Source organism: Streptomyces sp. NPDC059003 (assembly GCF_042740445.1).
GTDB lineage: Bacteria > Actinomycetota > Actinomycetes > Streptomycetales > Streptomycetaceae > Streptomyces.
This window is the reverse complement of sequence record NZ_JBHYJH010000024.1, coordinates 26,094-52,038: the sequence shown is the minus strand read 5'-3', so window position 1 is coordinate 52,038 and position 25,945 is coordinate 26,094. Positions and strand designations below refer to the sequence as shown.

General features: G+C 71.7%; 29 protein-coding genes. 15 read left to right on the top strand and 14 right to left on the bottom strand.

The genetic code is table 11. The features are described 5' to 3' along the window. Positions 1–98: 98 nt before the first annotated feature. Positions 99–830 carry a Crp/Fnr family transcriptional regulator gene (locus ACFWZ5_RS12425; protein ID WP_384791477.1) on the top strand — a complete coding sequence of 244 codons (732 nt, stop codon included), beginning with the start codon at positions 99–101 and terminating at the stop codon, positions 828–830. Positions 831–880: 50 nt separating this feature from the next. Continuing rightward, positions 881–2,173 (top strand): hypothetical protein, encoded by a 1,293-nt coding sequence (locus tag ACFWZ5_RS12420; RefSeq protein WP_384791480.1) that lies wholly within the window; start codon positions 881–883, stop codon positions 2,171–2,173. Positions 2,174–2,238: 65 nt separating this feature from the next. Here the strand turns inward: ACFWZ5_RS12420 and ACFWZ5_RS12415 are convergent, their stop codons facing one another. The 5 genes from ACFWZ5_RS12415 to ACFWZ5_RS12395 all read right to left on the bottom strand — a co-directional run bounded on the left by ACFWZ5_RS12415 (position 2,239) and on the right by ACFWZ5_RS12395 (position 5,206). Next, the gene (locus ACFWZ5_RS12415; protein ID WP_384791483.1) at positions 2,239–3,084 is read right to left on the bottom strand and encodes an aminoglycoside 6-adenylyltransferase; all 846 of its coding nucleotides are present in this window, start codon (positions 3,082–3,084) and stop codon (positions 2,239–2,241) included. 28 nt (positions 3,085–3,112) lie between these two features. Continuing rightward, entirely contained in the window at positions 3,113–3,310 is a 198-nt protein-coding gene (locus ACFWZ5_RS12410; RefSeq protein ID WP_384791486.1) for a hypothetical protein, read from the bottom strand. A 64-nt stretch (positions 3,311–3,374) separates the two neighbouring features. Then, entirely contained in the window at positions 3,375–3,848 is a 474-nt protein-coding gene (locus ACFWZ5_RS12405; RefSeq protein WP_384791489.1) for a cytidine deaminase family protein, read from the bottom strand. Positions 3,849–3,921: 73 nt separating this feature from the next. After that, positions 3,922–4,458 (bottom strand): hypothetical protein, encoded by a 537-nt coding sequence (locus tag ACFWZ5_RS12400; protein ID WP_384791492.1) that lies wholly within the window; start codon positions 4,456–4,458, stop codon positions 3,922–3,924. Between the two features lie 187 nt (positions 4,459–4,645). Continuing rightward, on the bottom strand, positions 4,646–5,206 hold the full coding sequence (locus ACFWZ5_RS12395) for a DUF1062 domain-containing protein (RefSeq protein WP_384791495.1): 561 nt from the start codon (positions 5,204–5,206) through the stop codon (positions 4,646–4,648). A gap of 264 nt (positions 5,207–5,470) precedes the next feature. Here ACFWZ5_RS12395 and ACFWZ5_RS12390 point away from each other — a divergent pair, with 264 nt between their 5' ends. Beyond that, positions 5,471–6,622: a hypothetical protein gene (locus ACFWZ5_RS12390; protein ID WP_384791498.1), complete on the top strand. Its 1,152-nt coding sequence runs from the start codon at positions 5,471–5,473 to the stop codon at positions 6,620–6,622. A 103-nt stretch (positions 6,623–6,725) separates the two neighbouring features. Here the strand turns inward: ACFWZ5_RS12390 and ACFWZ5_RS12385 are convergent, their stop codons facing one another. Further along, positions 6,726–7,130, bottom strand: coding sequence for a MarR family winged helix-turn-helix transcriptional regulator (locus ACFWZ5_RS12385; protein WP_384791555.1), 405 nt, complete (start codon positions 7,128–7,130; stop codon positions 6,726–6,728). Between the two features lie 208 nt (positions 7,131–7,338). On the opposite strand from ACFWZ5_RS12385, the gene ACFWZ5_RS12380 reads away from it, so the two are divergent. After that, the gene (locus tag ACFWZ5_RS12380; protein WP_384791501.1) at positions 7,339–7,737 is read left to right on the top strand and encodes a hypothetical protein; all 399 of its coding nucleotides are present in this window, start codon (positions 7,339–7,341) and stop codon (positions 7,735–7,737) included. On the opposite strand, the gene ACFWZ5_RS12375 is transcribed toward ACFWZ5_RS12380, so the two are convergent. After that, positions 7,668–9,194 carry an amidase gene (locus ACFWZ5_RS12375; protein WP_384791504.1) on the bottom strand — a complete coding sequence of 509 codons (1,527 nt, stop codon included), beginning with the start codon at positions 9,192–9,194 and terminating at the stop codon, positions 7,668–7,670. The genes ACFWZ5_RS12380 and ACFWZ5_RS12375 overlap by 70 nt on opposite strands. A 126-nt stretch (positions 9,195–9,320) precedes the next feature. Here ACFWZ5_RS12375 and ACFWZ5_RS12370 point away from each other — a divergent pair, with 126 nt between their 5' ends. Further along, a complete protein-coding gene (locus ACFWZ5_RS12370; protein WP_384791507.1) occupies positions 9,321–9,932 on the top strand; it encodes a TetR/AcrR family transcriptional regulator in 612 nt (203 codons plus the stop codon). Positions 9,933–9,985: 53 nt separating this feature from the next. Here the strand turns inward: ACFWZ5_RS12370 and sigJ are convergent, their stop codons facing one another. Further along, a complete protein-coding gene (sigJ, locus tag ACFWZ5_RS12365; protein WP_384890692.1) occupies positions 9,986–10,924 on the bottom strand; it encodes an RNA polymerase sigma factor SigJ in 939 nt (312 codons plus the stop codon). A 155-nt stretch (positions 10,925–11,079) separates the two neighbouring features. Between sigJ and ACFWZ5_RS12360 the strand changes: the two genes are divergently transcribed. Continuing rightward, positions 11,080–11,805 carry an LUD domain-containing protein gene (locus ACFWZ5_RS12360; RefSeq protein WP_384791514.1) on the top strand — a complete coding sequence of 242 codons (726 nt, stop codon included), beginning with the start codon at positions 11,080–11,082 and terminating at the stop codon, positions 11,803–11,805. Between the two features lie 174 nt (positions 11,806–11,979). Further along, the gene (locus tag ACFWZ5_RS12355; RefSeq protein ID WP_384791517.1) at positions 11,980–13,452 is read left to right on the top strand and encodes an alpha/beta hydrolase; all 1,473 of its coding nucleotides are present in this window, start codon (positions 11,980–11,982) and stop codon (positions 13,450–13,452) included. 105 nt (positions 13,453–13,557) lie between these two features. Here the strand turns inward: ACFWZ5_RS12355 and ACFWZ5_RS12350 are convergent, their stop codons facing one another. Further along, positions 13,558–14,802, bottom strand: coding sequence for a hypothetical protein (locus ACFWZ5_RS12350; RefSeq protein WP_384791520.1), 1,245 nt, complete (start codon positions 14,800–14,802; stop codon positions 13,558–13,560). 182 nt (positions 14,803–14,984) lie between these two features. Here ACFWZ5_RS12350 and ACFWZ5_RS12345 point away from each other — a divergent pair, with 182 nt between their 5' ends. Further along, a complete protein-coding gene (locus tag ACFWZ5_RS12345; RefSeq protein WP_384791523.1) occupies positions 14,985–15,899 on the top strand; it encodes an AraC family transcriptional regulator in 915 nt (304 codons plus the stop codon). 19 nt (positions 15,900–15,918) lie between these two features. Here ACFWZ5_RS12345 and ACFWZ5_RS12340 read toward each other — a convergent pair whose 3' ends face one another. Further along, a complete protein-coding gene (locus ACFWZ5_RS12340) occupies positions 15,919–16,644 on the bottom strand; it encodes a TetR/AcrR family transcriptional regulator (protein ID WP_384791527.1) in 726 nt (241 codons plus the stop codon). 113 nt (positions 16,645–16,757) lie between these two features. On the opposite strand from ACFWZ5_RS12340, the gene ACFWZ5_RS12335 reads away from it, so the two are divergent. Beyond that, on the top strand, positions 16,758–17,459 hold the full coding sequence (locus ACFWZ5_RS12335) for an NAD(P)-dependent oxidoreductase (RefSeq protein WP_384791531.1): 702 nt from the start codon (positions 16,758–16,760) through the stop codon (positions 17,457–17,459). A gap of 84 nt (positions 17,460–17,543) precedes the next feature. Here the strand turns inward: ACFWZ5_RS12335 and ACFWZ5_RS12330 are convergent, their stop codons facing one another. Continuing rightward, the gene (locus ACFWZ5_RS12330; RefSeq protein ID WP_384791534.1) at positions 17,544–19,058 is read right to left on the bottom strand and encodes an FAD-binding oxidoreductase; all 1,515 of its coding nucleotides are present in this window, start codon (positions 19,056–19,058) and stop codon (positions 17,544–17,546) included. Positions 19,059–19,291: 233 nt separating this feature from the next. Between ACFWZ5_RS12330 and ACFWZ5_RS12325 the strand changes: the two genes are divergently transcribed. Then, positions 19,292–19,483: a helix-turn-helix transcriptional regulator gene (locus ACFWZ5_RS12325; protein ID WP_384791537.1), complete on the top strand. Its 192-nt coding sequence runs from the start codon at positions 19,292–19,294 to the stop codon at positions 19,481–19,483. Next, entirely contained in the window at positions 19,473–19,880 is a 408-nt protein-coding gene (locus ACFWZ5_RS12320) for a DUF2178 domain-containing protein (RefSeq protein ID WP_384791540.1), read from the top strand. The genes ACFWZ5_RS12325 and ACFWZ5_RS12320 overlap by 11 nt, the downstream gene beginning before the upstream one ends. Before the next feature lie 210 nt (positions 19,881–20,090). Here the strand turns inward: ACFWZ5_RS12320 and ACFWZ5_RS12315 are convergent, their stop codons facing one another. After that, complete coding sequence (locus tag ACFWZ5_RS12315; RefSeq protein WP_384791543.1) at positions 20,091–20,384, bottom strand: hypothetical protein; 294 nt, start codon at positions 20,382–20,384, stop codon at positions 20,091–20,093. Between the two features lie 358 nt (positions 20,385–20,742). Between ACFWZ5_RS12315 and ACFWZ5_RS12310 the strand changes: the two genes are divergently transcribed. Further along, complete coding sequence (locus tag ACFWZ5_RS12310) at positions 20,743–21,108, top strand: hypothetical protein (protein ID WP_384791546.1); 366 nt, start codon at positions 20,743–20,745, stop codon at positions 21,106–21,108. A gap of 57 nt (positions 21,109–21,165) precedes the next feature. On the opposite strand, the gene ACFWZ5_RS12305 is transcribed toward ACFWZ5_RS12310, so the two are convergent. Beyond that, positions 21,166–21,693, bottom strand: coding sequence for an HdeD family acid-resistance protein (locus ACFWZ5_RS12305; RefSeq protein ID WP_384890689.1), 528 nt, complete (start codon positions 21,691–21,693; stop codon positions 21,166–21,168). A gap of 282 nt (positions 21,694–21,975) precedes the next feature. Between ACFWZ5_RS12305 and ACFWZ5_RS12300 the strand changes: the two genes are divergently transcribed. Both ACFWZ5_RS12300 and ACFWZ5_RS12295 read left to right on the top strand, forming a co-directional pair. Next, complete coding sequence (locus tag ACFWZ5_RS12300) at positions 21,976–22,620, top strand: TetR/AcrR family transcriptional regulator (protein WP_384890686.1); 645 nt, start codon at positions 21,976–21,978, stop codon at positions 22,618–22,620. Positions 22,621–22,826: 206 nt separating this feature from the next. Further along, the gene (locus ACFWZ5_RS12295; RefSeq protein ID WP_384796013.1) at positions 22,827–24,152 is read left to right on the top strand and encodes an NAD(P)/FAD-dependent oxidoreductase; all 1,326 of its coding nucleotides are present in this window, start codon (positions 22,827–22,829) and stop codon (positions 24,150–24,152) included. Positions 24,153–24,236: 84 nt separating this feature from the next. Here ACFWZ5_RS12295 and ACFWZ5_RS12290 read toward each other — a convergent pair whose 3' ends face one another. Then, complete coding sequence (locus ACFWZ5_RS12290) at positions 24,237–25,061, bottom strand: LLM class F420-dependent oxidoreductase (protein ID WP_384796011.1); 825 nt, start codon at positions 25,059–25,061, stop codon at positions 24,237–24,239. Between the two features lie 564 nt (positions 25,062–25,625). Between ACFWZ5_RS12290 and ACFWZ5_RS12285 the strand changes: the two genes are divergently transcribed. Next, positions 25,626–25,844 (top strand): MbtH family protein, encoded by a 219-nt coding sequence (locus tag ACFWZ5_RS12285; RefSeq protein ID WP_384796009.1) that lies wholly within the window; start codon positions 25,626–25,628, stop codon positions 25,842–25,844. Positions 25,845–25,945: the final 101 nt, after the last annotated feature.

Below are 25,945 nucleotides of genomic sequence, written 5' to 3'. Positions count from 1 at the left end.
ACTCCCCGCGGAACAACAGGAATGAGCCATGAACAGGGCACTACGATGCGGTACGTCACGACTGCCGCGAGGCACCGGTAAGGCCGGGAAGGTTCCGCATGCCGGAGACGCACACCCCAGACGCCAACCCCCGGGAGCGTTGGCCGCACGGCACGTTCCTCGCGGAGCTCGCCGGTGCCGGGGAGGCCGCGAAGGTCCTGCTCTCCCTGGGGACGCCCCGCGCGTACGCCCCCGGCGAGACACTGCTCGCCGAGGGCCGCCGGGAGACGTTCGTCCTGCTCCTGTTGACCGGCGTCACGAAGGTCACGGCCCTGTCGGAGAAGGGCGACACGGCCCTGCTCGCCGTCCGGGTCGGCGGGGAACTCGTGGGGGAGTTCGCCGCGCTCGACAACGGGCCCCGGTCGGCCACCGTCACCGCCGCCGGAGCGGTGACCGCCCGGCGCATCGGGCAACAGGCGTTCCTCGGCTGCCTGGACCGGTACCCCGCCGCGGCCCTCGCGGTGAGCCGCATGCTGGTGCGTAAGAACCGCTGGTCGGTCCGGCGCCGCGGCGACTTCGGCAGCTGCCCGGTCGCCACGCGGGTGGCCCGGGTCCTCCTCGATCTCGTCGAGGACTACGGCCGACCGCAGGCAGGCGGCGTCCTGATCGGACCACGGCTGACCCAGGCGGAGATCGCCGGACTGGTCGGAGCCAGGGAGCGCCGCGTCCATCACGTACTCGGTGAACTGGCCGAGCACGGCGTCATCCGGATCGGCTACAGCAGACTGACCGTCCTCTCCCGGACGGACCTGCACGAGGCCGCCCGGCTGTCCGACGCGGACGACGTCTGAGCACCGACGCCGAGTACCGACCAGGCACGATCAGCAAGGGGGACCAGGAAATGGGCCGGAGCGACGCGTACGACGACGTACTGGCCACCGTCGACCTGTACGCCCGGGACACCGCGACAGCCAAAGGAGGCACTCCCGTACGCGAGCGCGTCGCGGGAGCATCGCTGGGACGCCCCCTCGGCTACGCCCTGCCCCGAGTGACCGGCGACGCCACCACGGCTGCATCCGGTCCCGGCGACGGGGGCCGCGCGCCCCGCGACGTCCTGCTGTGCTTCCCCTTCGACCTGGAAGCGCTGCCGGGCGGCCGCGACTACCGAGAGGCGACGCTCACCGTGCTGCTCGACGGCGGCCCGCACGCCGTGACCCTGCACCCGGCTCCCGGCAGCACCACGGTCGACGGGGCGGACGTCGCCGTATTCGGCCTCGGCAAGGACCGGCTCCAGTGGATCTTCCGGGCGCCGGGGAGGCACGGGGCGCTGCGCCCCGACGGGCGCTGGGCCCAAGCCGTGGTGCGGCTCCCGGCAGCCGCGACCGAGCTGTCCGGCACGCTGAGCCTGACCACGGTCACGGCCCAACCGGTCCTCGGCGGGGCGTTCAGGCGCAGGGAAGCGGCGACTTTGGACGAGACACCCTTCCGGCTCGTGGCCGCCGACCTCTGGCCCGCCGCCGCACCGGTCGCCCACCAGGAGGCGGTGTTACCCGGCGCCTGGGCACTCGCCGCGTACGAGGACCTTCCCGCGGTCGGCGACGACGAACTGCCCCCGGGCCTGCGGCGCCTGTGCTTCGCCGTGGACATCGAGAAGTACAGCGCCCGCGAGAACACCGGCATGATCCATCTCCAGCGCGTCCTGCTGCGCACGCTCCGTGCGGCCTGCGCGCGAGCCGGCGTCGACTGGCACCGCTGCGGCCGCCAGGCGCAAGGCGACGGCTATCTCCTGGTGTTCGAGTCGGGCATCGACGAAACCCGAGTCGTACCAGCGCTCCTGGACGGCTTGGCGCTGGCCCTTGCGGAGGCGAACGCCGTGGCCTCGCAGGCGCGGCACATCCGGATGCGGGCTGGCCTGCACCAGGGAATCGTCCACGACGCGCAGGGCGGATTCGCGGGCTCCGCCGTGGTCGCCCTGTTTCGCGTCCTGGACTCCGACCCCGTGCGCCGCACCCTCGCCGACACCCCGTCGACCCACCTGGTCACCGCGTTCTCCGACGCGCTCTACCAGGACCTGGTCGCCCAGGGCTACAGCGGTCTGACCGCCACCGGATTCCGCCGTGCGGAGATCCACATCGCCGCCAAGAGCTTCACGGGCGTGGCCTGGATCAGGGCCACGCCCGTACCGGCGCTGTGAGCCGGGCAGAGGAGGGGGTCACAGGGACATCCCGCGCGGCCCGGCCGGTGTCGCCGGGACTCCGCTCAGAGCTCCGGAACCTCGTCCAGGGTCGGGCGGATGGCACGCTCGGCCTTCTCCGGATACGGGAAGCCGTGGGCCTGCGCCACCTCGCGGGCCAGGCGGGCGAAGAGGTCGGCCGTCGCGCGGGCGGCGCGCAGGGCGTCGTCCGCGGTGAAGGCGCCGAAGGTCTCCGGCAGGCTCTCCCACACTCCAGGGGCCGCCCAGTTACGCATGCGCGTGCCGCCGTACCAGACGTCGTGGTCGGCGCCCCGCAGCGTCAGGGCGTGCCACTCGATCATGCACTCGAGGAGTTCCTTCGTGGTCGCGTCCCGGGACTTGGCCACCCACAGCTCGCCGCGGGCCAGATAGCGCGGCAGGTGCGCGACCTCGAACCAGAACTCGGCGCACAGCTCCGCGAACTCCTCGGCGTCGGGCAGCTCGGCCGACACCCTGCCCGTGGGCTCCGGCAGCGCGGCCGCCGCGCCCTCGCGGTCCCACAGCACCTCGTAGCCGCGCTCGTGCAGGTCGTCGAGGCCCTCGGCGGCCATCTTCGCCAGGCGGGCCACCGGCACCACCTGGAAGTCGACCTTCACACCGCCCTCGAAGAACACCAGGCGGGCCGGGTTCTCCCACGGGCCGTCGAGGCCCACCTGGACCACCACCGGGCCCAGTTGCCCGACCCAGGCACCGTCGTCCTCGTACCGGGCGACGTCGGTGGTGTAGAGCTCGATGTCATGGTCGGAGAAGACGTCCACGGTGCCGTCGCGGCGTGCCCGTGACCCCGTACGCAGCACGGCCTGCAGGTCCGGCTGCCGACGGGCCCAGTCGAGGACGCGCTCGACGGTCCGGGCGTCGTTCTCAGTGATCATGAACGGTCATGCTCCTTCACGCGAGGTGTCAGTCGCCGGAGTCGAGGGTCTGCCCCTGGCTGCTGCGGCGCTGGTTCTTCTGGGAGCGGCGGACCAGCTCGCCCGCCGTGAGCGTCGCGGACGCCACGGCGCGGGTCCAACGGGGTCCGCCCCGCTGGGCCCACACCACGCAGGCGCAGCCGCCCACGGCGAGTACCAGGAAGGCGCTCAGCACCAGAACGATCATGGGTCCCATCCCTGCGTTCGTAGAGGGTCCGCGTGTGTACGGTCCTGGGGATCCTCTCAGATCGTCAGGCCTGGTCCGACGGGCCCTCCGGGGGCTCGTGCGCATCTGGGAACGCCGCGGATCCGGAATCCGGGCTCCACGCCGTGGCGAACGGCACCAGGTCCTTGATGTGGACGCTTCCGACACCTTGTGCCGTGGGGAGGAGCACGCGAATGTCCGGGTGGTAGTCGAAGAGCACCTGCCGGTCCCTGCCGCACGGTCCGATGACGCCGCGGCCCAGATTGCCCACCGCGACGATGGTGGACAGTTCGCGGGCCCCGGAGGCGCGGGCGTTGCCCAGGGCGACGAGCTCCGCGCACGGGCCGCCGGTGAAGTGGTAGAGGTTGATGCCGCCGTGCATCGTGCCGTCGACGGCGCGGACGGCGGCGCCCATGGTGTGGACTCCGTCCTCCCCGTCGGTGTTCGCGTCGACGATGGCCCGGGCGAAGTCGATGAGTTCGTGGTCGGCGGCGGTGAGGTCCTGAACCGGGATGCGCATGATCGCAGGCTACGGACGGACGCCTCGGGCCGCGAGCCAATTGTCGGGGTGATGGGCCCAGCGGGAACGCACGTCAGTCCTCGGCTGCCGCGGACAGCGCCTTCGTGATCATGCGGGTGGCGAAGTCGCGGTCGTCGGTGAGGCGGTTGATGTGCTCCGCGAGCAGGAAGGCGGTCGCTTCCAGGGGAGTCATCTCGTCGGTGAGCCAGTAGCCGAACTGCTTGCGCCACAGGCTGGGGCTCAGGCCGGTGCCCGCGGCGATGAGCAGACCGGCCATGGTGGGAATGGCCTCGCGGGGGATGCTCTTGGGCATCATGCGCATCGTGGCCACGAGGTTGGGCACCACGATCGCGATGACGTCCTCGTTGTGGTCCTCGTAGGCCATGCGCAGCCACTGCATGAACATGTAGATGAGGGTGCACGCGCCGTCGAGCATGTCGTCGACGCCTTGGGGGCCCAGCGATGCGGCGAACTGGTCGATCAGCGCCTGCTGTTCGGGGTCGGTCTGGGTCTTGCCGTCGTAGATGGCCTTGAGCCGGGAGTCGATCATCATGAGTGCCGCGCTCACATCACCGGCGGGAGCGTGCTGGGGGTCACAGGGCGATGACACAGGACTACCTCCTCATGTGACCGCGGCGTGCAGCGCGGCGTGTCCGTCACAGTAGACCGCCGACGAGGCACGGATCCGGTGAACCCCGTCGATTCCCCCGAGGCCGGGACAAGCCCGTCCGGCAGGTTGTGCCGGACGGGCCCGATCCCTTGGACGACGGACGAGGACGACGGACGAGGCGGACGTGTCAGAGCTTGAGCGTGAAGGTGAAGTCGCCGGACACCTTGCCGCTCAGCCGGACCGCCGAGACGAGCTTCCCTTCGGTGATCAGCCGCTCGACCTCGGCCCGCGGCAGACCGAACCCTTCCGCGATCAGCCGGACGGGCCGGACAGGGATGTGTGCCGCGAAGCGGACGGAGACGTCGATGGCTTCACCGTCTCCGCGATCCGCTCCGTGATCGGATCCCTGGGTGTCGAGGCGCCAGGCTCCGGCCCAGTCGAGGGCGATGCGACTGCGGCGCCGCACGCCCGGGTCCTGGAGCAGTTCGGCTGTCAGGCCGAGGTCGTTGTCGTGCAGACGGTCGAGGAAGTCGGGGCGCAGGGAGCGCACCTGGACCCGCTCCAGGACCGTGAGCTTCGCGGTCTGCCCGCAAGCGGTGCAGAGCACGAGGAGCCAGATGTCGAGGAGCTTGTGGTGCGCGTTGACGCGAAACTTGCCGCTCGCCCGGAAGCGCTCGGACGAGCACGCGTGACAACGGCGGACTACGAGAGGAAGGCAGGTGGGAACGACCACCCAGGTGTTGAGCACAGGTGTACACCAGTTCAGTGAGAAAGACCGCAGCGAAAAGAGCGCGGCGCACGACGGCGACGCGCGACGAATCAGCGCTCGGGGTGTCTCACTTGGTGTACAACGGCCCTCCCTTGACCAGGCGACAACGTGCGGCAGCACCGTAACGGCGGGCAGCGGCGCGGCTCCACCGCTTTTTCGCAGCTCCGCCGCGGGCGCGCCCGCTTCCATTGACAGGTTCACGGCTCATACTGGTGGGGTCCCGATCGCCCACAGAACGACTCCATGGCCAAGAACACGACCTCCTCGACCACCGCCCCCGACACCGCGTGGCTCGGGCGCGGACGCCACCTCGGGCCCGAGCCCGAGCAGGACGTCCGGCGCAACCTGATCGCCCTCAAGGCGGCCGGGGTGCTCGACGACTTCCTGGACCTCGACCCCGCCGAGGCGGCCCGCCCCACCGTCCTGCACCCGCGGGACGAGTCCGCCGACCCCGGTCCGTCGGCCCGCCGCCTCTTCGAGGCCCGCTGGCGCGTGGCCGACGACGTCACGGTGCGCGCGCAGCTGACCCTGTACGACCCCGAGTCCCGCCGCAAGCAGGGCGAGGGCGTCACCTGGGTCCTCGCTGCCGAGGCGGAGCGGGCGTGGGACGTGGAGTGGCCCTCGCCCGCCACCATGTTCTGGCCCGACAGCGACCAGGTCGCCTGGGACCTCGACACGGTGCCGGACGTGCGCCTGCGCACGACGAACCCCCTGCCGAAGGACGACGACGAGCTGCGCCACCGGCTGCGGGACTGCACCCGGCAGAGCTGGTTCATCCACGTCGTGGTGCACGAGGCGATGACGCCGGACGCGACGGGCCAGCGGCCGCTCTCGGTGTTCCTGCCGTCGAGCCTGCGGCACCGGGTGGTCGAGCACCGGGGCGCACCGGAGCAGGCGCAGATCGCCGACTTCGCGATGAAGCGCGTGCTGAACGTGCGGATGCCGCGCGGCGGCGCCGTCATCCTGCCCACGGAGCCGCAGACACCGGAGTACGACGCGGAGCGCTTCTCGGTGCGCAGCGTCTTCCTGGACGGCTCGGAGCCGATCGAACTCATCGACAGGATCGAGGAGTTCGCCGCGCTGCCGCGCCCGCTGCCGGCCGAGGCCGAGCGCGCCCTGATACGCCTGCGCCAGGGCTGGCACCTGCTCACGCCGGACGAGGAGCTGGCCCACGCCCAGGACATGGTCACCAAGTACGCGGAGGCGCTCGACGCCATGACGAAGTCCCGTGACCTGTACCGGGAGGCGGCCGAGGCGGCGCAGGTCGCCCTCGCCGAGGCGACCGGCGGCGACGGTGGCGCAGGGTCGGCCACGCCGAGGTCGGCGAAGGGGGAGGGCTCGCCGCTGAGGGCCTTCACGAAGGCGTTCGGCCGCTTCCGGGAGCCCAAGAAGTAGCGGCCCGGGCGGTAGCGGCCTACGAGGTAGCGGCTCAGGAAGCGGCGGCCCGGACCCGGCCCGAGATCCGGCAAGTGCCGCCCCCCTCCCGGCTCCGCCGACGTCAGGTCAGGCTCTCGACCATGGCGGCCTCGTACGCGCGCAGCGTGTCGACGAACAGCCGCCGCTGGTCGGGGGAGAGGGGCGCGAGGGCCTTCCGCCAGGCCGCGGCGCCGCGCGCCAGCCAGCCCTCGATCGCCGGCTGCTTGTCGTCGGCGATGCGCACGATGCGCCGACGCCGGTCTGCCGGGTCCTCGTCCCGTTCCAGGATTCCTTTGCGGTGCAGCTCGCCGACCATCAGGCTGACCGTCGTCGGTGCGACCTCGAGCCTGGCTGCCAGGTCGTTGACGGTCATGGGCCCGTCGAAGAGCAGGTACGACAGCAGGGACAGATGCCGAGGGGCCAGCTCGAGGGACCGGAGCTCCTCGGGCACCGGAATCCGCTTGGCCACGCCGACCATGCGAGGCATGAGCAGCAGCAGTCCCCGGACCGCGTCATCGACCCCGGGGGCTTCGCCCTCGCCCGCCTTCTCGGGCCGGGGCTTCTTGCTCGACACCGCACCCTCCCTTGACACCGCACCCTCCCAAATTTAGCTTTGGTGTTAAAGCTACTTTGCTTGCAAAGCAAAGCCGTCTCCAGGGCAAGAGTAGGCGCGCAGTCCATCGAAAGAGGGTCCGATGCCGCACTTTCAGGTACGTGTTCACGAGGAGAAGCTCGACGGGAAGGCCGAGGGCCGCCTGGTCGCGTCGCTCACGGAGGCGCTGGTCCAGGTCTACGGCGAGCGGGCGCGGTCCATGGCCGTCGTCGAGATCTTCGGCATCCCGAGGCAGCGCTGGGGTGTCGGGGGCGTGCCGGGCGTCGTGCACGCCCCCGTCGTCTCGCTCCACGTACGCGAGGCCGCGCTGCGCCTGCCGGGCATCGATGACGCCCCGGGGCAGCTGATCCGCGCCATCACGGACGCGGTGGTCGACGCCTTCGACGAAACCGTCCGTGAGTACGTGGGTGTTCAGCTGGTCGGCGTGCCGGCCGGTCGCTCCGGAGTCGGCGGCGAGATCGATCCCCCGGCGCCGGCCTGACCGGGGTCACGCGGGGTGTGGTTCCCCGCCCACACCATGGGGGTGCGGCCCGACCACGGGCTCGCCTGTTCGAGTTGCCCGGCGAGGCGGAAGAGGCGGCCTTCGAGCCCGTACCCGGCGGCGAACTGCATGCCGATCGGAAGCCCCGTCCCGGCGTCGGCCGTCACGGGCACGGACATGGCGGGCGTGCCCGCCACATTGAACGGCATGGTGAACGGCGAGCGGTCGTTGAGGCGGTCGATCCAGCCGAGGCCGTCCAGCGCCTCCGCGCCCTCGGCGTAGGTGCCCAGGAGCGGGGGAAGCTCCGGCAAGGTCGGCGTGAGCAGCAGGTCGTGGGTGTCGAAGTACCGGGCCAGGCTGCGGGCGACCCGGTTCCGGGCCCCGAGAGCGGTGACGAACTGGGCGCCGCCGACCCGCTGCCCGTAGTGGTAGCCGGCCAGGGTCACCGGCTCCAGGGTCGAGGGGTCGACGGGCCGGCCGAGGGTGGTGGCGAGCCCGTCGACCCAGGCCGCGAGATTCACCGTCATCAGACGGGCGTTGGCCAGGACGAACTCCTCCCAGTCCACCCCCAGGTCCACCGTGACCTCCTCCACCCGGTGCCCGAGGGATTCGAGCAGGCGCACGGTACGGGACAGGGCCTCGGCCACGGGTGCGGTGGTGCGGCGTCCGCCCCATGCCTGGGGGAGGACACCGATGCGCAGCGCGCCCGGGTGGCGGGTGACTTCCTCCGCGTAGGGCCGGGGCGGCTCCTGGGCGGAGTAGGGGTCACCCGGTTCCGGGCCGCGGATCCGGTCGAGCAGTGCCGCACTGTCGCGAACGGTGCGGCTGACGCTGCCGTGCACGGCCAGGCCGTTGAAGATCTCGTCGACGTCGGGGCCCATGGAGACCCGGCCACGGGTGGGCTTGAGCCCGAAGAGGCCGTTGTGGGCGGCGGGGATGCGGAGGGAGCCCGCGGCGTCGGTGGCGTGGGCGATCGGCACCACCCCGGCGGCGACCGCCGCGCCCGCGCCGCCGCTGGATCCGCCCGCGCTCCGCTCCGGGTCCCACGGGTTGCGGGTCGGGCCGTACAGCACGGGTTCCGTCGCGATGCCGTAGGCCATCTCCGGTGTCGCGGTACGCCCGAACGTCACGAGGCCGGCGCGGCGGAAGCGCGCCATCAGGAAGGAGTCGGCGCCCGCGACGTTGCCGGCCGCGAGCCTGCTGCCCAGCTCCGTCCGCCTCCCGGCCATGGTGACGCCGACGTCCTTGATGAGGAACGGGACCCCGGCCAGCGGTGTGCTGCCGGGGCGGGGCTCGTCGTCGGTCGGCCATGTCTCCACGATGGCGTTGATCTGCGGATCGACTGCCCGCGCGGCCTCGCGTGCGGCTGCTTCCAGTTCGGCGGGGGTCACCTCGCCCCTGGCCACCAGTTCGGCGAGTCCGACCGCGTCGAAGCTCGCGTACTCGGTCACTCTCACTGTCACTCCCAGCAGTGCGAACGATACCTTTCAGTCCCGGACGATACCGATCGGTATCGTCCGGGACGGACGGGTACCATAGCAGGGAGTTGAAGAGCCCAACTGACCGGACGCCACGGAGCAGTCATGACATCGACCACCAGCAGGCCGAGCAGAGTGGCGAAGCTGCCGCCCCGCGAGCGCATCCTCGACGCGGCGGAGGAGCTCTTCCAGAGCGAGGGGATCCGGCGGGTGGGCGTCCAGGCGATCGCCGAGCGGGCCGAGACCACCAAGATGGCAATCTACCGGCACTTCGAGACCAAGGATGCCCTGGTCGCGGAGTGGCTGCGGATCGTCGCCGCCGACTACCAGGCGGCCTTCGACCGGGCCGAGGCCGCACACCCCGGCCGACCGCGGGAGCAGATCCTGGGCCTGGCCCGCTTCATCGCCGAGGGGCTGCCCGCGATCTCACACCGGGGCTGCCCGTTCATCAACTCCATCGCCGAGCTGCCCGACCGCTCCCATCCCGGGCGCCAAGTGATCGAGCAGCACAAGGCCCGCCAGACCCGCAGACTGGTCGGCATGTGCGCCGATGCGGGCCTGCCCGACCCCGAGCAGGCCGCCGCCGAGATCACCTTCGTACTCGAAGGCGCGCAGGTCAGCACGCAGAACGGCAGCATCGACCAGGCGGGGGACCGGCTGCTGAGCATCGTCGAGGGGATCGTCGACCGGCACCGCCCCCGGTCGACCACCGACTGAGGGCCCCGCGGCGTCGGTTGCGTACGGAAGCGCGCCTCAGCCGGAAGCGCGCCTCATCCGGTCGACCAGTGGCGGAGCTTCTCGGGGTTGCGCACCACCCAGATCTGCTTGATCCGGTCGCCCGCGACGTCGAACGCGAACACCGTCACGGTGACGCCGTCCTGCTCGGCCACCAGGCCGGGCTGGCCGTTGACCATGCGCTCCTGGAACGTCATGTTGTCGGGCTTCCTGCGGGCGATCTCGGCCCAGGCGTGCGCGACCTGCTCGCCGCCTTCGATGGGGTGCAGGAACGTCGTGGCGAGGCCGCCGCCGTCGGCGATCGCCGTGGCGTCGGGGTCGAGCAGCCCGATGAGAGCGTCGATGTCCCGGGCTTCCCACGCCTGCTTGAAGTCCCTGACGACGCCCGCGCGCTGGGCCGACGGGGTCGCGGAGGGCTGCGAGTCCCGGATGCGGCGGCGGGCCGACGAGGCCAGCTGACGGCATGCCCCCGGGCTCCGGCCGACGATCTCGGCCACTTCGGCGAAGGAGTGGCAGAAGACGTCGTGGAGGATGAAGGCGACGCGCTCGGCCGGGGTCATCGATTCGAGCACGACCAGGAAGGCCAGGTTGACCGACTCGTCCAGGGTGACCCGGTCGGCCGGGTCGACGCTGCCGCCGCCCGGCCGCCCGCTGATCCACTCCGTGCGCTCGGGCAGCGGCTCGGGGATCCACTCGCCCACGTAGGTCTCCCGCCGGGCCCGTGCCGAGCCGAGCAGGTTCAGGCAGACGCGGCTCGCGACCGTCGTCAGCCAGGCGCCGGGCGACTCGATGGCGTCCTGCTGCTGCCGGGTCATGGCGTACCAGCGGGTGTACGTCTCCTGGACGGCGTCCTCGGCCTCGGCGAGGGAACCAAGGAGCCGGTACGCGAGATTGATCAGCTGGCGCCGCTCGCTCATGATCGCGTCCAGGCCCGGATCGGGCCGTCCCTGTCCCGGCTCGGATCGGGTGGTCATGGTGCCGACAGCTCCCTCGGTCGCATCTGCCCTCATCAGTTCGACAAGACAGCCTCCCGGAATGTGAGGCCGGGCGCCGCCTGACGTTCTGGAGGGCTGTCTTGTCGAACTGATGAGGCGAACACATCGCCCAGCGAACAGGAAGCAGAGCCATCATGACTACCTCCATGCCGACCACGCCGTTCACCGCCCCGGTGCCCGCGGAGCGCCTGGAGCGGGCGGCCGCCGCGCTGACCGCGCACGGCTTCACCGTGGAGATCCTCGACGACGTCGCCGAGGCGCGCACCCGCGTGAAGGATCTGATCGCGGACGGCGCCAGCGTGTTCACCGGGTCCAGCGAGACTCTCCGCCTGTCCGGCATCGCCGAGGACCTCAACGACAGCGGGCGGTACGACGCCATCAAGCCCCGCGTCATGGCCATGGACCGCGCCACCCAGATGAACGAGATCCGCCGACTGACCGCCAGCCCCGACGTCATCGTGGGCAGCGTCCACGCGGTCACCGAGACCGGCTCCCTCGTGATCGCGTCGGGCAGCGGAAGCCAGCTGCCCGGCAATGCGGGTGGCGCCGCGCGTGCGATCTGGATCGTCGGGGCGCAGAAGGTGGTGCCCGACCTGCCCGCCGCGCTGCGCCGTGTCGAGGAGCACTGCTCCCGCTGGAAACCGCCCGCACGCAGGAAGCCTACGGCTGGGACAGCGCCGTCAACCGCCTGCTCATCCTCAACGCGGAATACGCCCCGGGACGCGGCACCGTCCTCCTGCTCCGCGAGGCCATCGGATTCTGAGCCAGCGGTTGTCGGTTTCCGAACCACCGGGATGCGTCGGCGATCCGGCCAGGACGAGGCCGACGAGGTGACCCCGGTGCGGTCCGGTCAGCCATGACGGCAGCGCGGGCACGGGTCCCCTGGCGACCACGGAGCACCGCAACTCCGTGGTCGTCAGGGCTCGTGCCTGCCTTCCTGCCGGGCATTCGACTGTGGTCCGTGGGGCGAAACCTGACGTTTGGTTCGGCCGTCTTCCCTGCTGAGAGTCATCGAGTTGACGGGAAGACAGCACATGAGACCGAAGCGCATCGTCGGCGGCACCGCTGCCGTCGTCGGAGCCCTGAGCCTGCTCGCCGTGGGGATGCCCGCGGCGGCGCACGCGTCGGCCCCGGCGGCCGGGCCGCGCTGGGGCACCTGCCCCGCCGGTACGGACGCGCCGCGCGGCACCTACTGCTCCACGCTGAAGGTGCCGCTGGACTACAAGAAGCCGAACGGCCGTCAGATCAAGCTGACGCTGTCCGTCGCGGGTTCGGGCGACGCCCCGCGCACCCTCGTGGTCAACCCCGGCGGACCGGGTGAGTCCGGCATCGCCGTCGCCAAGTCGGTGTGGGCCTCGCTGCCCGAGAAGGTCGCGCAGAAGTACAACGTCGTCAGCTTCGACCCGCGCGGCGTCGGCGCCAGCACCCCGGTCTCCTGCGGCGACACGAGCAAGCTCAGCAAGCACCCCGCCCTGCCCTACACCCCCGCGAACGCGGACCAGGAGAAGAAGCGGCTGGCCGTGGCCCGCAAGGTCGCCGCACAGTGCCAGGAGCACTCCCGCGACCTGCTGCCGCACATGACCACCGAGAACGCCGCCCGGGACATGGACCGCATCCGGGCCGCGCTCGGCCGGACGAAGCTCGACTACCTCGGCTACTCGTACGGCACGCGCCTGGGCGCCACGTACGCGACCCTCTTCCCGAAGCACACCGGCCGCATGGTCCTCGACAGCGTCATGGACCCGACGGCGAGCAGCTACACGTCCCAGTTCCAGCAGAACACGGCGATGCAGCACCGGGCCGAGCAGTTCTTCGCCTGGACCGCCAAGCACGACCGCACCTACCACCTGGGCAGCAGCCGCGCGAAGGTGGCCGCCACCTGGGAGGCGACCCGCAAGAAGCTGGCCGCGCACCCGGCCGGCGGCCGGGCCGGGAGCGCCGAGCTCGACGACCTGCTGGCCTCCGGTATGTACACCGACCTGATGTGGGGCGACCTCGCGCGGGCGGTCTCCGACTACCGGCGCGGCGACGCGGGCACGCTGCTCTCGGCCACCGACCAGCTCGCCGACGGCGCCGTCAACCCGGCCATGCTCGCCTACACGTGTGTGGACGACCCCTGGCCCCGGGACTGGAAGACCTGGCGCACGGACACGCGCGCATCGGCCCGCAAGGCGCCCCTCTTCGGCTGGCTGAACACCTGGTACAGCGCCCCGTGCGCGTTCTGGAAGGCCAAGCCCACCACCCCGGTGAAGATCGGCTCCGTGAAGGTGCCGCCGCCGCTGCTGCTCCAGGCCAAGGACGACGCGGCGACGCCGCTGCCCGGCGCGCGCCGGATGCACGCGGCCCTGAAGGACTCGCGCCTGGTCGTCGCGGGCGGCGGCAACCACGGCCAGTTCCTGTTCGACGGCAACTCCTGCGTCGACAAGCACGGCAGCCGCTACCTGCTCACCGGCAAGCTGCCCACGCGCGACACCACCTGCCCGGCGGCGCCCGCGCCGACGCCCTGACCCTGTCGGTCCGCACGACCCTGACCCCGTCGGTCCGCACGACCGTGACCGGAGGCGGCCCGCCGGGGCCGCCTCCGGCCCGTATCGAGGAGGGTGCGGAGGTGTTCACCCCTTCCCGATCGCCCGCAGCGACGGCCCGACGTGCCGCAGCCTCGGCACGAGCAGCCCGGCGGCCAGGGCCAGATAGACGTACGTCAGGACGATCCGCGCGCTCTCGGCGGGCAGCAGGAACTGGGCCACGAACAGGCCGAAGAGACCGGCCGCCTCCCACAGGCGGAAGCGCAGGTCCAGCAGGATCACGACGGCGAGCACGGTCTGCGCGGCGGTCAGCGCCACCTCGTCCACCTGCCGCTCCACCAGCGGCATCCCGAAGCCGCCGCCTCCGGCGAGATACGCGACGGGCAGCAGGCCCACGAGCAGCGTCCACTGGTTGATCTTGCTGGAGAGCAGGGCGCCGAGACCGTCGTCGGCCCGAAGCCGCCAGGCGAAGACGACCGCGACGATCAGCTCGGGCGCCTCGGTGGCGAGCGGGGCGACCCACTGCACCAGCAGGAACCGGTCCACGCCGAGCGAACTGCCCGCGGAGATCAGCGAGGTGGCGAACGGCTCGGCCGCGGCGAAGACGACCGCCGCCGCGCCCGCGAACAGCGCCACGGTCGTCAACCGGCGCCGCCGTCGCGGGAGTCGGGCCAGCCGCGCGGGCACGCCGGTGAACTCCTCGTCCTCGTCGGGGCCCGACCGCGCCACGCGCCACAGGTAGAAGCCGTACCAAGGGATGATCAGGAGCGGCACGTACCAGGCGATCTGCCGTGTCAGCGGCAGCACGAAGGCGAACACCGCCGCCACGGCCAGGAACCCGATGTCGACGCGGCGGTGCGCGGCGAGCGTGGTGTCCGTGGGGAGCGGCACGGCGGCACGGCCCCGGGCCCGCCGGGCGGCCAGATAGCCCGCCAGGGCGACGAGCGGCCAGCCCACGCCGATCAGGAGCCGGTTGGCGCCGGTCATGTTCGCCGACGCGTACGCCGCGCTGGCCGGGTCCGAGCCGCCGGTGTAGGCGAAGTACAGGTCCACGGCGTACTCCGGCAGGACGGCGATGAACGCGAGCAGCGCCAGGGCGAGCGCCCCCGCGATGTCGGCGTGCGCGGTCTCCGCGGCCCACATGAGCAGCACGGCGGCGGCAAGGACGCCGAGCCCGAAGACCAGCATGCCGGTGACCGCCCCGACCTCGGCGCCGCTGAGGCGCAGGACGACGGCCGGGGCGGCCGCGAGGACCGCGAGCAGGACGCGACCGCGTACGGCGGAGGGCGCGGGGGCCGCCGGGGGCGGCGAGGGGGCGGTGGTCGTGGTCATTTCGGTCTCCGTGGACGCGGCGGGGAGCAGCAGGGCCGGTCGTACGACGGCGTACGGCGGGGAGGGCGGGGGCGGCGGAACCCGCTGTCCGGCCGGGGTGTCACCGACCGCGGCCCGTTCCTCCCACCCCTCCACACTCCCTGGGCGCCCACCCGGAGCACGAGGTACGTTCGGACGCAGTCATGGTCAAAAACGGACACCCCGCGGCGGCGCCGATCAGCGACATCGGCTACCGCAACCCGCACTGCCCCGCCCTCGGCATCGACGTGCGGACGCTCGCCGACGCCCGCGCGCACGCCCCGGGACCCGGCGGAGGCGGGCCGCAGCGCCTCGACTTCCATCTGCTCGTCCTGGTCACGCACGGCCACGGCACCCACATGATCGACTTCATCGGGCACGACTGCCGCCCCGGGACGCTGCTGTGGATCCGCCCGGGCCAGGTGCACGCCTACGCCCGCGCGCCGGAGCTGGAGGCCCGGCTCGTCCTGTTCACGCCCGACTTCCCGCCGCCCCTGCGCGTGCAGCCGCTGCTCGACGACCCCTTCGCCCCCGCGCACTGGCAGACGCAAGGGCGGGACCGGGCACACCTGACCCGGCTCACCGGTCTCCTTGCCGCAGCCCACGACGCCCACGCGGCGGACTCGACCCAGGCGGCGGACCCGGCCCACGCGGTGGACCCGGGTGCCCTCACCACCGACCTGCTGCGCCACACCCTGGCCGCGCTCCTGCTGCGGATCGCGCTGCTGCCCGAGCCGGAGGGAGAGCCCGCGCCGACCGGCCCCGGCGAGCTGTTCACGCGCTTCCGGGCCGCGCTGGAACGTGACTTCGCCGCTGAGCGCTCCGTGGCCGCGTACGCCACCCGGCTCGCCACCACGCCCAAGACCCTCACCCGGGTCTGTCTGACCGCGGCGGGGCGGCCCGCGAAGGCCCTCATCGACGACCGGGTGGTCCTGGAGGCCAAGCGGCTGCTCGTCCACACCGACCTGAGCGCGGCCGCCGTCGGCCGCCGCCTGGGCTTCAGCGAGGCGGCGAACTTCGGCAAGTTCTTCCTGCGGCGGACGGGGCGGACGCCGGGGGAGTTCCGCGCGGCCCTGTGACCGCGGCGGGTCCGGGCCCTCAGGCGGTCGGCGTGAGCCCCAACGACCGGATGAGCGCGGCAAGTTCGGCGCGGAAGAGCTTGTCCGGGCTCACGGTCTGGGTGCGCAGGTGGCCGTAGACCTCCAGTGACACCAGGCCGTGGAGATGGCCCCAGATGCGCAGGGCGAGGGCGACGGCGGCCGGGGGGAGGTCGGGGAAGGCCGGGCGGACCTTGGCGAGCAGGCCGGGGTCGAAGTCGGACCAGGCGAAGTCGCCGTCCACGTAGAGGTGTTCGGCGTCCGGCCAGGCGGCGGCCGCGAGCCCGGCGAGGCCGGTGCAGACCCGGTGGGCGGCGTCCGGGGCGGCGCCGCCGTCGGGGGCGCGGTAGCCGGGGACGGGGTCGCCGTAGATGAGGCGGAAGCCCTCGGGGTTGGCCAGGGACCAGTCGCGGAAGGCGTGCGCCCACGCCTGGATGCGGGCGGCCGGGGCCTCGACGGTCGTCGCGCTCCACGCGGTGTCCACGGCGTCGGCGAGTGCCGTGTAGACGTCGCTGACGAGCGTGGTGACCAGGTCGTCGCGGGTGGCGAAGTAGCCGTAGATGGCGTTGGCGGTCATGCCCATCTCGCGGGCGATGGCGCGAAGCGTGATGGCGTCGGGCCCGCCCGACGCCATCAGGTCGAGCGCGACCTTCTTGATCTCCGCCGTCGTCTCGGCCCGCAGCCGCTCGCGGCGGCCTCTCGTGCCGCCCGCAGTCGCCTTGGTCATGGGGTCACTGTACAGCGTGCCCATGTTGATTGCCGTATCTAAACTTCACGCCGTATAGTTTTCGCACGCCGTCACGACGAGGGTCGTGCGGTGTCACGACGAAGGGGAGCGCCATGCACATCGGAGTCATCGGAGCCACCGGCACCATCGGCCGTCGCGTCGTCACGGAGGCACTCGAACGGGGGCACCACGTCACGGCGTTCACCCGCGACGCCGCACGGATCACCGAGGACCGGGAGCGCATCACCTGGCGGAGCGTCGACGTCCTCGACGCCGAGAGCGTCGCCGCCGTCCTGCCCGGACTCGACGTGCTCATCAGCGGATTCCAGCCCGGCAACGCGGCCAAGGACATGGCTGACACGCTGGAGCGCTCCATCGCCGACCCCACGGTCTACGCGACGGCCGCCCGCGCGCTCCTGAAGGCGCTGGAGAGCCACCCCCGGACCCGGCTCATCGTGATCGGCGGCGCGGGCAGCCTGGAGCTCGAACCCGGCCTCGTGCGCGCCGACTCCGACGAGCTGATGCACGCAAGCCTCGACGAGATCGGCCTGCCCCGCGCGTACGCGGCGGCGGTGCGCGGCCACCGGGACGCCCTGAACGTCCTGCGCACGTCCAACCGGCTGTGGACCTACTTCAGCCCCGCCGAGGACATCGCCCCCGGCGAGCGCACGGGTCGGTTCCGGATCGGCGGCGACCAGCCGGTCGTCGACGCCGACGGGCGCAGCCGCATCTCGGTGGAGGACGCCGCCGTAGCCCTCCTTGACGAGACGGAGCTGCCGCGCTTCGTCCAGCGGCGCTTCACGATCGGCTACTGACGGGCCCGGTCGGCCGCGCACCGCTGCGGGTGTGCGGACGTCCGGCCCCGGCAGGTCGCCGGGGCCGGACTTGAGCGCGGCCGGTCAGGCCGCGGGCGGGATGTTGTGGTTGACGCGGAACAGGTTGTGCCGGTCGTAGCGGCGCTTCAGCGTGGCGAGGCGGTCGTAGTCCCGCGGCCGGTAGGCGCGGCGCACCCGCGTGGCCGTGCTGTCGTGGTCGGTGAGGAAGTTGGGCAGCGCGTGCCCGGTCAGGGAGGGGCCGAGGATGTCGAAGACCCGCTGCTGCCCGGCCTCCAGCGCGGCGTCCTGGGCCGGATTCGGCGCCATGTCCGCGACGAACAGAGTGAACGCGGCATCCCGCGGCCCGACCGCGTTCGGGTGCTTCGGGGGGCGCGCGAGCGCACCCCCGAGGTGACGGATCTCCACGGCCATCGGGGGCCGTTCGGCGTCGGGGCCCGCGGCCTGCAGCAGGCGCCGCAGCGTCGGGTCGTCAAGCGCTCGCAGCGTGCCGGCGCGCTCGCGCGTGCGGATCGGGCCCGCCGGGTCGGCGTAGATCTTCGCGATGTCGGTGTACGGCATGTCGGCCACGCCGTCCTGGGCGGGGCCGAGGGCGCGCAGCGGGCGCAGCAGCTTCTCGCCCTCCGCCGCGTCACCGGTGAACGCGACGCGCAGCTTGGCGAGGGTCTTGCCGCGCAGCGGCTCGGGGAAGGCCGGGCTGTCGGCCGGAACATTGACGATCACCAGGGACGTCGTCATCCGCTCGGTGAGGTCGCGGGTGAACTTCTGGTACGCCCTGAGCAGTTCGGGCACGCCGCCGACGAACAGCATGGTGCCGCCGTACAGCCGGGTGAGCGGGAACAGCGCCGTCTCGATCTCGGTGATCACGCCGAAGTTGGACTTGCCGCCCCGCACCGCCCAGAACAGGTCGGTGTCGTGGTGCGGCGTGAGCCTGCGCCGGCGCCCCTTGGCGTCGACCAGGTCGACGCGGGTGACGTGGTCGGCAGCGAAGCCGACCGTGCGCCCGATCACCGGAAGGCCGCCGCCGCTCGTGTACCCGGCGACGCTGACGTCCGACGCCGAACCACCGGCGGGCGCCAGGCCGTGGGCGGCCGCCGCCTCGATGAGCTCGGCGAAGACCACGCCGGGGCCCACGACAGCGGTGCGCCGGGCGGCGTCGATGCGGATGGTCTTCATCCGGCGGGTGTTGATGAGCAGCCCGCCGTGCGCCGAGCGGGAGATGCCGTGGCCGGTGGCCTGGACGGCGATCGGCACTCGATGGCAGGAGGCGACACGCACGGCGGCGGCGATGTCCTTGGCGCGGCGCGGCACGACGATCGCCGCCGGGTGGTGGTCGACGACCCGGTGGAACGCGGCGCGCTCCGCGTCGTAGGCCGCGTCCCCGCGGACGAGCACCTGGTCGTCGGGCAGCGCGCGGCGCAGCTGTGCGGCCAGGCCGCGGTCGCCCCGGGGCGCGGGGGAGGGGGCGGCGCTGTCCTGGGCGGACGCCGGGTCGGCGGCGACCGCACCGGCGGCGACGGCGAGGGCACCGGCCCCCGCGGCCTTGAGCGCGGTGCGTCGGCCGGGCTGCTGCTGTGACACCTGGTGGTTCCTTGTCTCTCGTGTACGGGCATGCGGCGTACGTCGTGTACGGACATGGGGCGTACGGATGCGACGCCGGGGGCGTCACGGACAAAGCTGGCACCAGGTGATCAACAGCGGGTCAACGATCGATGAGTGCGCGTGCGGACCCGCCGGTCCCGCGGCGGGCCGGTCGCCGCGCGCGATGTAAAGGTCGCTTGACACCCTTCGGACGTAAAGCCTACTTTCCATGTATGCGGAACGACGTACGTCAGCTGCGTGTCGCCATGGGGCTCTCCCAGCAGGAGTTGGGGCGTGCCCTCGGCGTCTCCCGGCAGACGATCAACGCCATCGAGCAGTCTCGCTACGACCCGTCGCTGCCCCTGGCGATCCGTACGGCCCGGTACTTCAGCAAGACGGTGGAGGAGATCTTTCATGTCGATTGACCACAACCCGGAGACCACCCGCACCCAGCGCTGGGCCGTCCCGGCCGTGGGCCTTGCCATGGGTGCCGTCTTCGTCGCGGTCTTCCTGGCCCGGCACGAACCCGGAGTGGCCGCGGGCGGCTTGGTCGTCATGGCCACGTATGTGCTGATCCTGGTCAGGGCGTCGCGCCGGTCGGAGCCCGTCGCGCTGCTGCGCGGCCAGAGCACGGACGAGCGCCGCCGCGCCATCAATCAGCGCGCGTCCGCGTTCACGCTGCACGTTCTCGTGGCGGTGCTCCTGGCCGGCTTCGTGACCGAGCTGGTCCGCGGCAACAGCGGCCACCCCTGGGACGTGTTGGCCGGGTTGGGCGGCGTGACGTACACCCTCGCGACCGTCTACTTCGCGCGGCGCGGCTGATCGGCCCGCGGACGTCCCACCTCTCAGATGGGGTGGGGGAGCGCCCCCCGGAGTGGGGCATGATCCCGGTCCTGGACCGGAAGCGCCGCGACCGGCGGGGCCACTGCCAGAACCGCGGCAGCCAAGGAGGCCGAGCGGTAGAGCGCCTGCCCTGATCGGGCCGTGCGGCGCTGTGAGCGGCGGTGCGCTCACAGCGCCTCCCCGCTGGGGTCAGTCGCCGGCCAGCATGCAGGCGCTGTCGGACCTTGCCGCGGAGACGACGGCGGCCTTGGTGAGCAGGGTGTTGCACAACGTGCCGGCGACCGGCTTCGGGACGCCGAGTCCGCCGACCGCGCACGAGAGGTCTCCGACGGAGGTGTTGCGGGCCGGCTTGGAGTCCGCGAGGTAGTTGCCGCAGTCGGTCGGGGTGGCGTGGGCGGCCGGGGCGGCGACGACCGCTCCTCCGGCGGCCAGGGCGAGGGTGCCCAGGGCAGCGGCGAGGCGGACGCGGATGCGTTCCGTCATGACGTGTCCTCACTTCAGATAGGGGAAAGGCAGAGCCGAAGCAGGTGACCGGAGCGTAGGAGTCCGGTCACTTCGGGCTGGTAACCGGATAAGAGGACTGCCGGTCACGCCACCAAGGAGTGACCATGAACTGGCTGTCGTTGCCGGCTCGCTGTGGCACGACCTCGCCGCCGGCCACCGGAGGGCTGCCTGGGCCAAGCGCCCAGGCCGTACCGCAGCAAGGCCGTACTGCGGCCAGTAGTTCACTCGCCGGGGTGGAGTAAAGCCACGAACAGCGGGCGTCGGCGCATTTCCCGTTCGAGTATCGGCACCATGGGCGTACCGCCCAGTTCGTTTCCGCCCGCCGAAAGGAATCTCCATGCGCCTGCGCCCCGCGCTGCTCGCCGTCGCGAGTGCTCTTCTCCTGGTCACCTCGGTTTCCACCACCGCGCACGCGGATCCCGCGGGCGGGATCAACTACCGCTACACCGGCAGCGGAGAGCCGACCGATCCGCAGGCCAGCCTGGTGGAACAACCCCTTCACGAATGCATCGCCATTCCGGAAGTCCAGGGCGTAGAAGACACGTATGCGTACTCCGCGAAGAACGTCGGCACCGAGTCCAGTGCTGAGCTCTACTCGGATGACAACTGCACCGGCACCAAGACCGTCCTCGTGCCCGATGAAGAGGCGGGTGATTCCGTTCATTTCCGGTCGGTGAAGTTCGTGCCCACCTCCACCGGGTGAACAGTTCCCGGAACACGGTCTGGTGCCCCGTGCTGGACCCGCTCTGCGTGTTGGCAGTCACGCGACAGCGGTTGCGTGCCGCCCGTGGCCGCCGGCCGAGCGCACCAGGCTTCGCAGGCTGAACGCGTGGATCACTTCCGCCAGGCCGACCGCGATCAGCCAGATGCCGGTGAAGACCGCCAGGGTGACGATGGAGCCGATGGGCCAGGAGATGACGATGATGCCGCCGACGGCTGTCAGCAGGCCCAGGAACACGCCCCAGCCGCTGTGCATCTCGGCGGCGGTCACCACAGTGGCGATGCCGTACATCAGGAAGCCGATGCCGATCCACAGGCTCAGCAGCAGCACCGAGTTGTGCAGCGAGTTCCGGAAGCAGAGCACACCCAGCATGATCGACAGCGCGCCGGAGACGATGAGCAGGGCGCGCATCCCGGCGCTGACGAAGGCGCCGAACGCGGCCACGATCTCCATCACGCCGCTGATCAGCAAGTAGATGCCGAACAGCACGCCAAGGACCAGCAGGGTCCGGCCGGGCCAGACCAACGCGACCACGCCGATCGCGATCGCGGCGAGGCCCATCAGCATCAGGGCCTGCCACGCGACCGTGCCCAGCCGCTCCAGAGGGTTACCTGCGCCGCCCCGGTGCGGGGGGCGCCCTTCACCTATGTGTTCCATATGTCACATTATGTACGAATTGTCGATGACTGCCGAGTCGTCCTCGTCGGCGGCCGGGGACCCCGTCCTGACGGGTTGACCGACTGGCGCGCCGCCGCCATCACCCTGATCGCCCCACCCGATCGCCCCACCCCTCGCACGCGGCAGAAGGTCCCCCGCCGGTGTCCGAGGTGGCTGATACGATCCCGAATCGTGTTCGAGGAAAAGCCCGCAGCTCAGACGCACACTCGTACGGCGGGGGTGCAGCGCCGCGGGGTGCAGCGCAGGCAGGCCCTTCTCGACGCCGCGGAGGCGCTGCTCGCCGAGCACGGCTACCAGGCCGCCACGCTCAAGGCGATCGGCCAGCGGGCGGGCATCCCGACCGCCTCCGTGTACCACTACTTCTCCGACCGCCATCAGGTCGAAGCCGAGCTGCTGCGACGCCAGGCGCGCGAGCTGGACGTCCTCATCGGCGCGGCCCTGGACGACCCGGAGCTGCGCACGCTGCGCGACGCCGTCGACGCCGTCATCGACCCCGCGTTCGCCTACTTCCGCCAGCACCCGAGCTGCGTCGAACTGTGGTTCCCGGGACGCCAGGAAGCGCTCGACGAACTGGTCCGCGCGTTCGACGAGGCGCAGGCCGAGAAGCTCTCGCGCGCCCTCGTCGAGCGGAATCTCATCACCGCCGACACTCCCCGCCTCGCCCTGCAGCTCGCCTTCGAGGTCGGCAACCGGCTCTTCGACGCGGCGTTCCGACGCAGCCCGGCCGGTGACGACGCCACGATCGCCGAGGCCAAGCGCCTCGTGACCGCCTACCTCGAGACTTACGCCGCGCCGGGGCCGAAGCGGCACGCCTGACGTAGGCGCCCGGCCGAGGAGCCGGGGCCGCGCCTCCGTGTACGCGGGATCACCGCCCATCCGCATCCCCTCACGTCCTGGCTACCGCACGCCCTGAATGCATTACAGAGAGTAATTGTCGGTCGACGGTGGGGCATTGACACTGCTCAGCCCCAAGGCTAAATTCGAACCCGATTCGAGTTCGAGTTGTAACTCTGGGAGAAGTCATGCCCTTGGGAAAGACCGCCGTCGGCGTGACGTACTCGGCGTTCACCGGCTGGGTCGACCGGCCCACCGATGTCACGCCGATGCTGGAGGGCGAGGTCACGTGCGACGTCGCCGTCGTCGGGGGCGGTTACGCCGGCATGGCGGCGGCGCTGCGCCTTGCCGAGCGGGGCGCCGACGTCGTCCTGCTGGAGTCCGGGCACTGCGGCTGGGGCGGCAGCTCACGCAACGCCGGGCACCTGTCGAACGCCCTGGCAGGCGATCCCGAACTCCTCAGCGCGCTGTACGCGCGCCGCCTGCCGGCCCTGATCCGCTACGCGGACAACGCGGCCCGTTTCACCGAGGAGCTGATCGAGCGGATCGGCATCGACTGCGAGTACGAGCCGACGGGCAACGTCATCGCCGCCGTTTCCCCCGGACAGCTCCGGCGCATCCGCCGGAACGCCGAGATCCTCCAATACGCGGGGGCGGACGCCGAGTTCGTCGAGGGGCGCGACTTCGGGCTGCCGCAGTCGTTCCTCGGCGGCGTCTTCGAGCGCGCCGGCGGGCTCCTCAACCCCGGGAAGTTCGCGCTCGGCCTCCGTGACGCGCTGCTTCGATCGAGCGTGCGGGTGTACGAGCACACGGCCGCGCGCGCGATCGAGCCGCACGCCTCGGGGGCCGTCGTCACGGTGAGCGGAGGCCGCGTGCGCGCGGAGCGGGTGGTTCTCGCGACCAACGCCTACTCCCGCGACCTCCCGTTCGCCCCGAGGCGGATGGTCACGCCGATCTGGACCAGCCTGGTGGAGACCGAGCCGGTCGAGCCCGAACGCCTGGCGGCGACCGGCTGGACGCGGCGCATCGGCATCGTCACCCCGCACACGATCCTGGAGAACTACCGGCCCACGTCACGCGGCACGATCATGTTCGGCACCCGCCAACTGCGCACGGCACGAGGGGCATTGGGAGCCCGTGAGCCGGATGGCGCGGTCGTGGCGGACCTCGTGCGCGGCTTCCACGAGCGCTTCCCGACGCTCAGCGACGTCGCGCCGCAGCGGGCGTGGGGCGGATGGGTCGCGATGACGCCGTCGCTGCTGCCGGTCGCCGGAGAGGCGGCGCGGAACGTCTTCTACGCCATCGGCTGCAACGGCCACGGCCTCGCCCAGTCGCCCTATCTCGGCACGCTGCTCGCCGACCGGCTCGCCGGTGGCCAGGCGCACGACGACCTGACCGCCGTGTGGCGTGCGCGGCCGCGCTTCGCCCCCATGCCGGTCTTCAGCGCGCCGACGCTCCGCGCCGCCTGGGCCGTCGACCGCATCGCGGACCGCTTCCACCGCCGCAGGGCCTGAGGCCCGGTGCGCCGCATGCCCGCCCTGACCGGGCAGGGCGGCGCACCGGCCACCGGCACGGTACGCGAGCCGGTCACCGCGCCCTCAGGTGTCGTAGTCGTCGACCAGGGCGGCGAGTTCGTCGAGCTTCCTGAGGGTGGCGGGCTCGGGCATCGCGTCCAGGTGGAACGTCGCGCGGTCCGCCCCGGCCTCGGCGTACGCGTCCATGAGGTCCCGTCGGTCCTGCCTGGCCGGGACGTTGATGACGACGCCGGTCCGGCCCTGTTCGGCGAGCGACTTGCGCACCCGTCGCACCTCCGCGGGCGTGACGACGATCGGGAACCAGCCGTCGCCGTGCGCCGCCATCCGGGCCAGGGCCGCGGGGCTGTGGCCGCCGATGTAGAGCGGCGGGTGCGGGTCCTGCACCGGCTTCGGCCACATGTGCAGCGGGCCGAAGTCGACGTGCTCGCCGTGGAATTCGGCCGTGTCCCGGGTCCAGATCAGCTTCAGGGCGGCCAGCTGCTCGTCCAGGAGGCGGCCTCGTGTGCGGGGGTCGGTGCCGTGGTTGCGCATTTCCTCCCGATTCCATCCCGCTCCCACGGCGAGGACCGTACGGCCGCCGGAGAGCAGGTCGAGGGTGGCGACCTCCTTGGCGGTGTGGATGACGTCGCGCTGGACCAGCAGGGCGACGCCGGTGCCCAGGAGCAGGGTCCGGGTGGCCGCGGCGGCGGCAGTGAGGGCGAGGAAGGGGTCGAGCGAGCGGTAGTACGCCCGCTCAAGTGCGCTTCCGTCGGGGGCTGTTGACCCCTTGGGGATGTGTGAGTGCTCGGCCAGGAACAAGGAGTCAAAACCTCGTTCTTCGAGCGCGCGGCCCAGAGCGTCGGGGCGGATGCCTTCGTCCGTGACGAATGTCGATATGCCTAACTTCATATGGCATCGCAACCGTGTCGCACGCCCGGCTATTCCCCAGGGGGACGGGTGCCGGCGTGGGTCCGGCCGCCGGGTGGGCGGCCCGGGGTGCGGCGGCGCGTCCCCGCAGGTGGGACCCGGTGCGGTGGCGGTGTGGCGTCCGGCCACGGCCCGCGCGGCGAGCTGTTACCGCAGCCTCCCGCGAACGGTCAATTGCCATTCCCCAGATTTAACCTTTCCTGTACAAGCTTTTCCGCCGCGGTAACTGGCCTTTGTGTAGGCGGTGTTTCGTGATGGCGGTCACGGTTGAACTTATTTCCCAGCCCACGTAGTGTGATCACTGCCGCCGAGAACGGGGGAAGTGAAGGCTGGTTGACCGGCCTTCAACTGGCGCTTGAGTAACAGAAGTTGGGGGATGCGCGGAGCCGTCGCCATCGTGTGCCACGGCCTGCTTACGGGGGAGTCTGCCGCTCTGGCATGAAGTAAATGACCGCTGCCTGCTGTCTGTTCAGGCGCGGCTTGCTGTGTGTTTGGGCAGGCATGTCCCCGCCCGCATCCCTCTCTGTGCATGCCGAGAGGTGCAGTGTGAGCAATCCATTCGAAGACGATGACGCCCAGTACCGGGTCCTGGTCAACGACGAGGGCCAGTACTCGCTCTGGCCTGCGGTGATCGAGGTCCCCGCGGGCTGGGAGCCGCGGCTGGGGCCGGACAGCCGCCAGGCCTGTCTCGCCTACGTCGAGGCGAACTGGGCCGACATGCGCCCGCTCGGCCTAGCCCGGGAGATGGAATCCGCGGGTTCCTGAGCGCGGTGCGGCGGTGGCCGGTCGCGCCACCGCCCGCGTCGCCGTCACCGGCGATTAATCAATTGTTCAATGATTAGTCGGGTTTTCATGTGCGCGCCCTA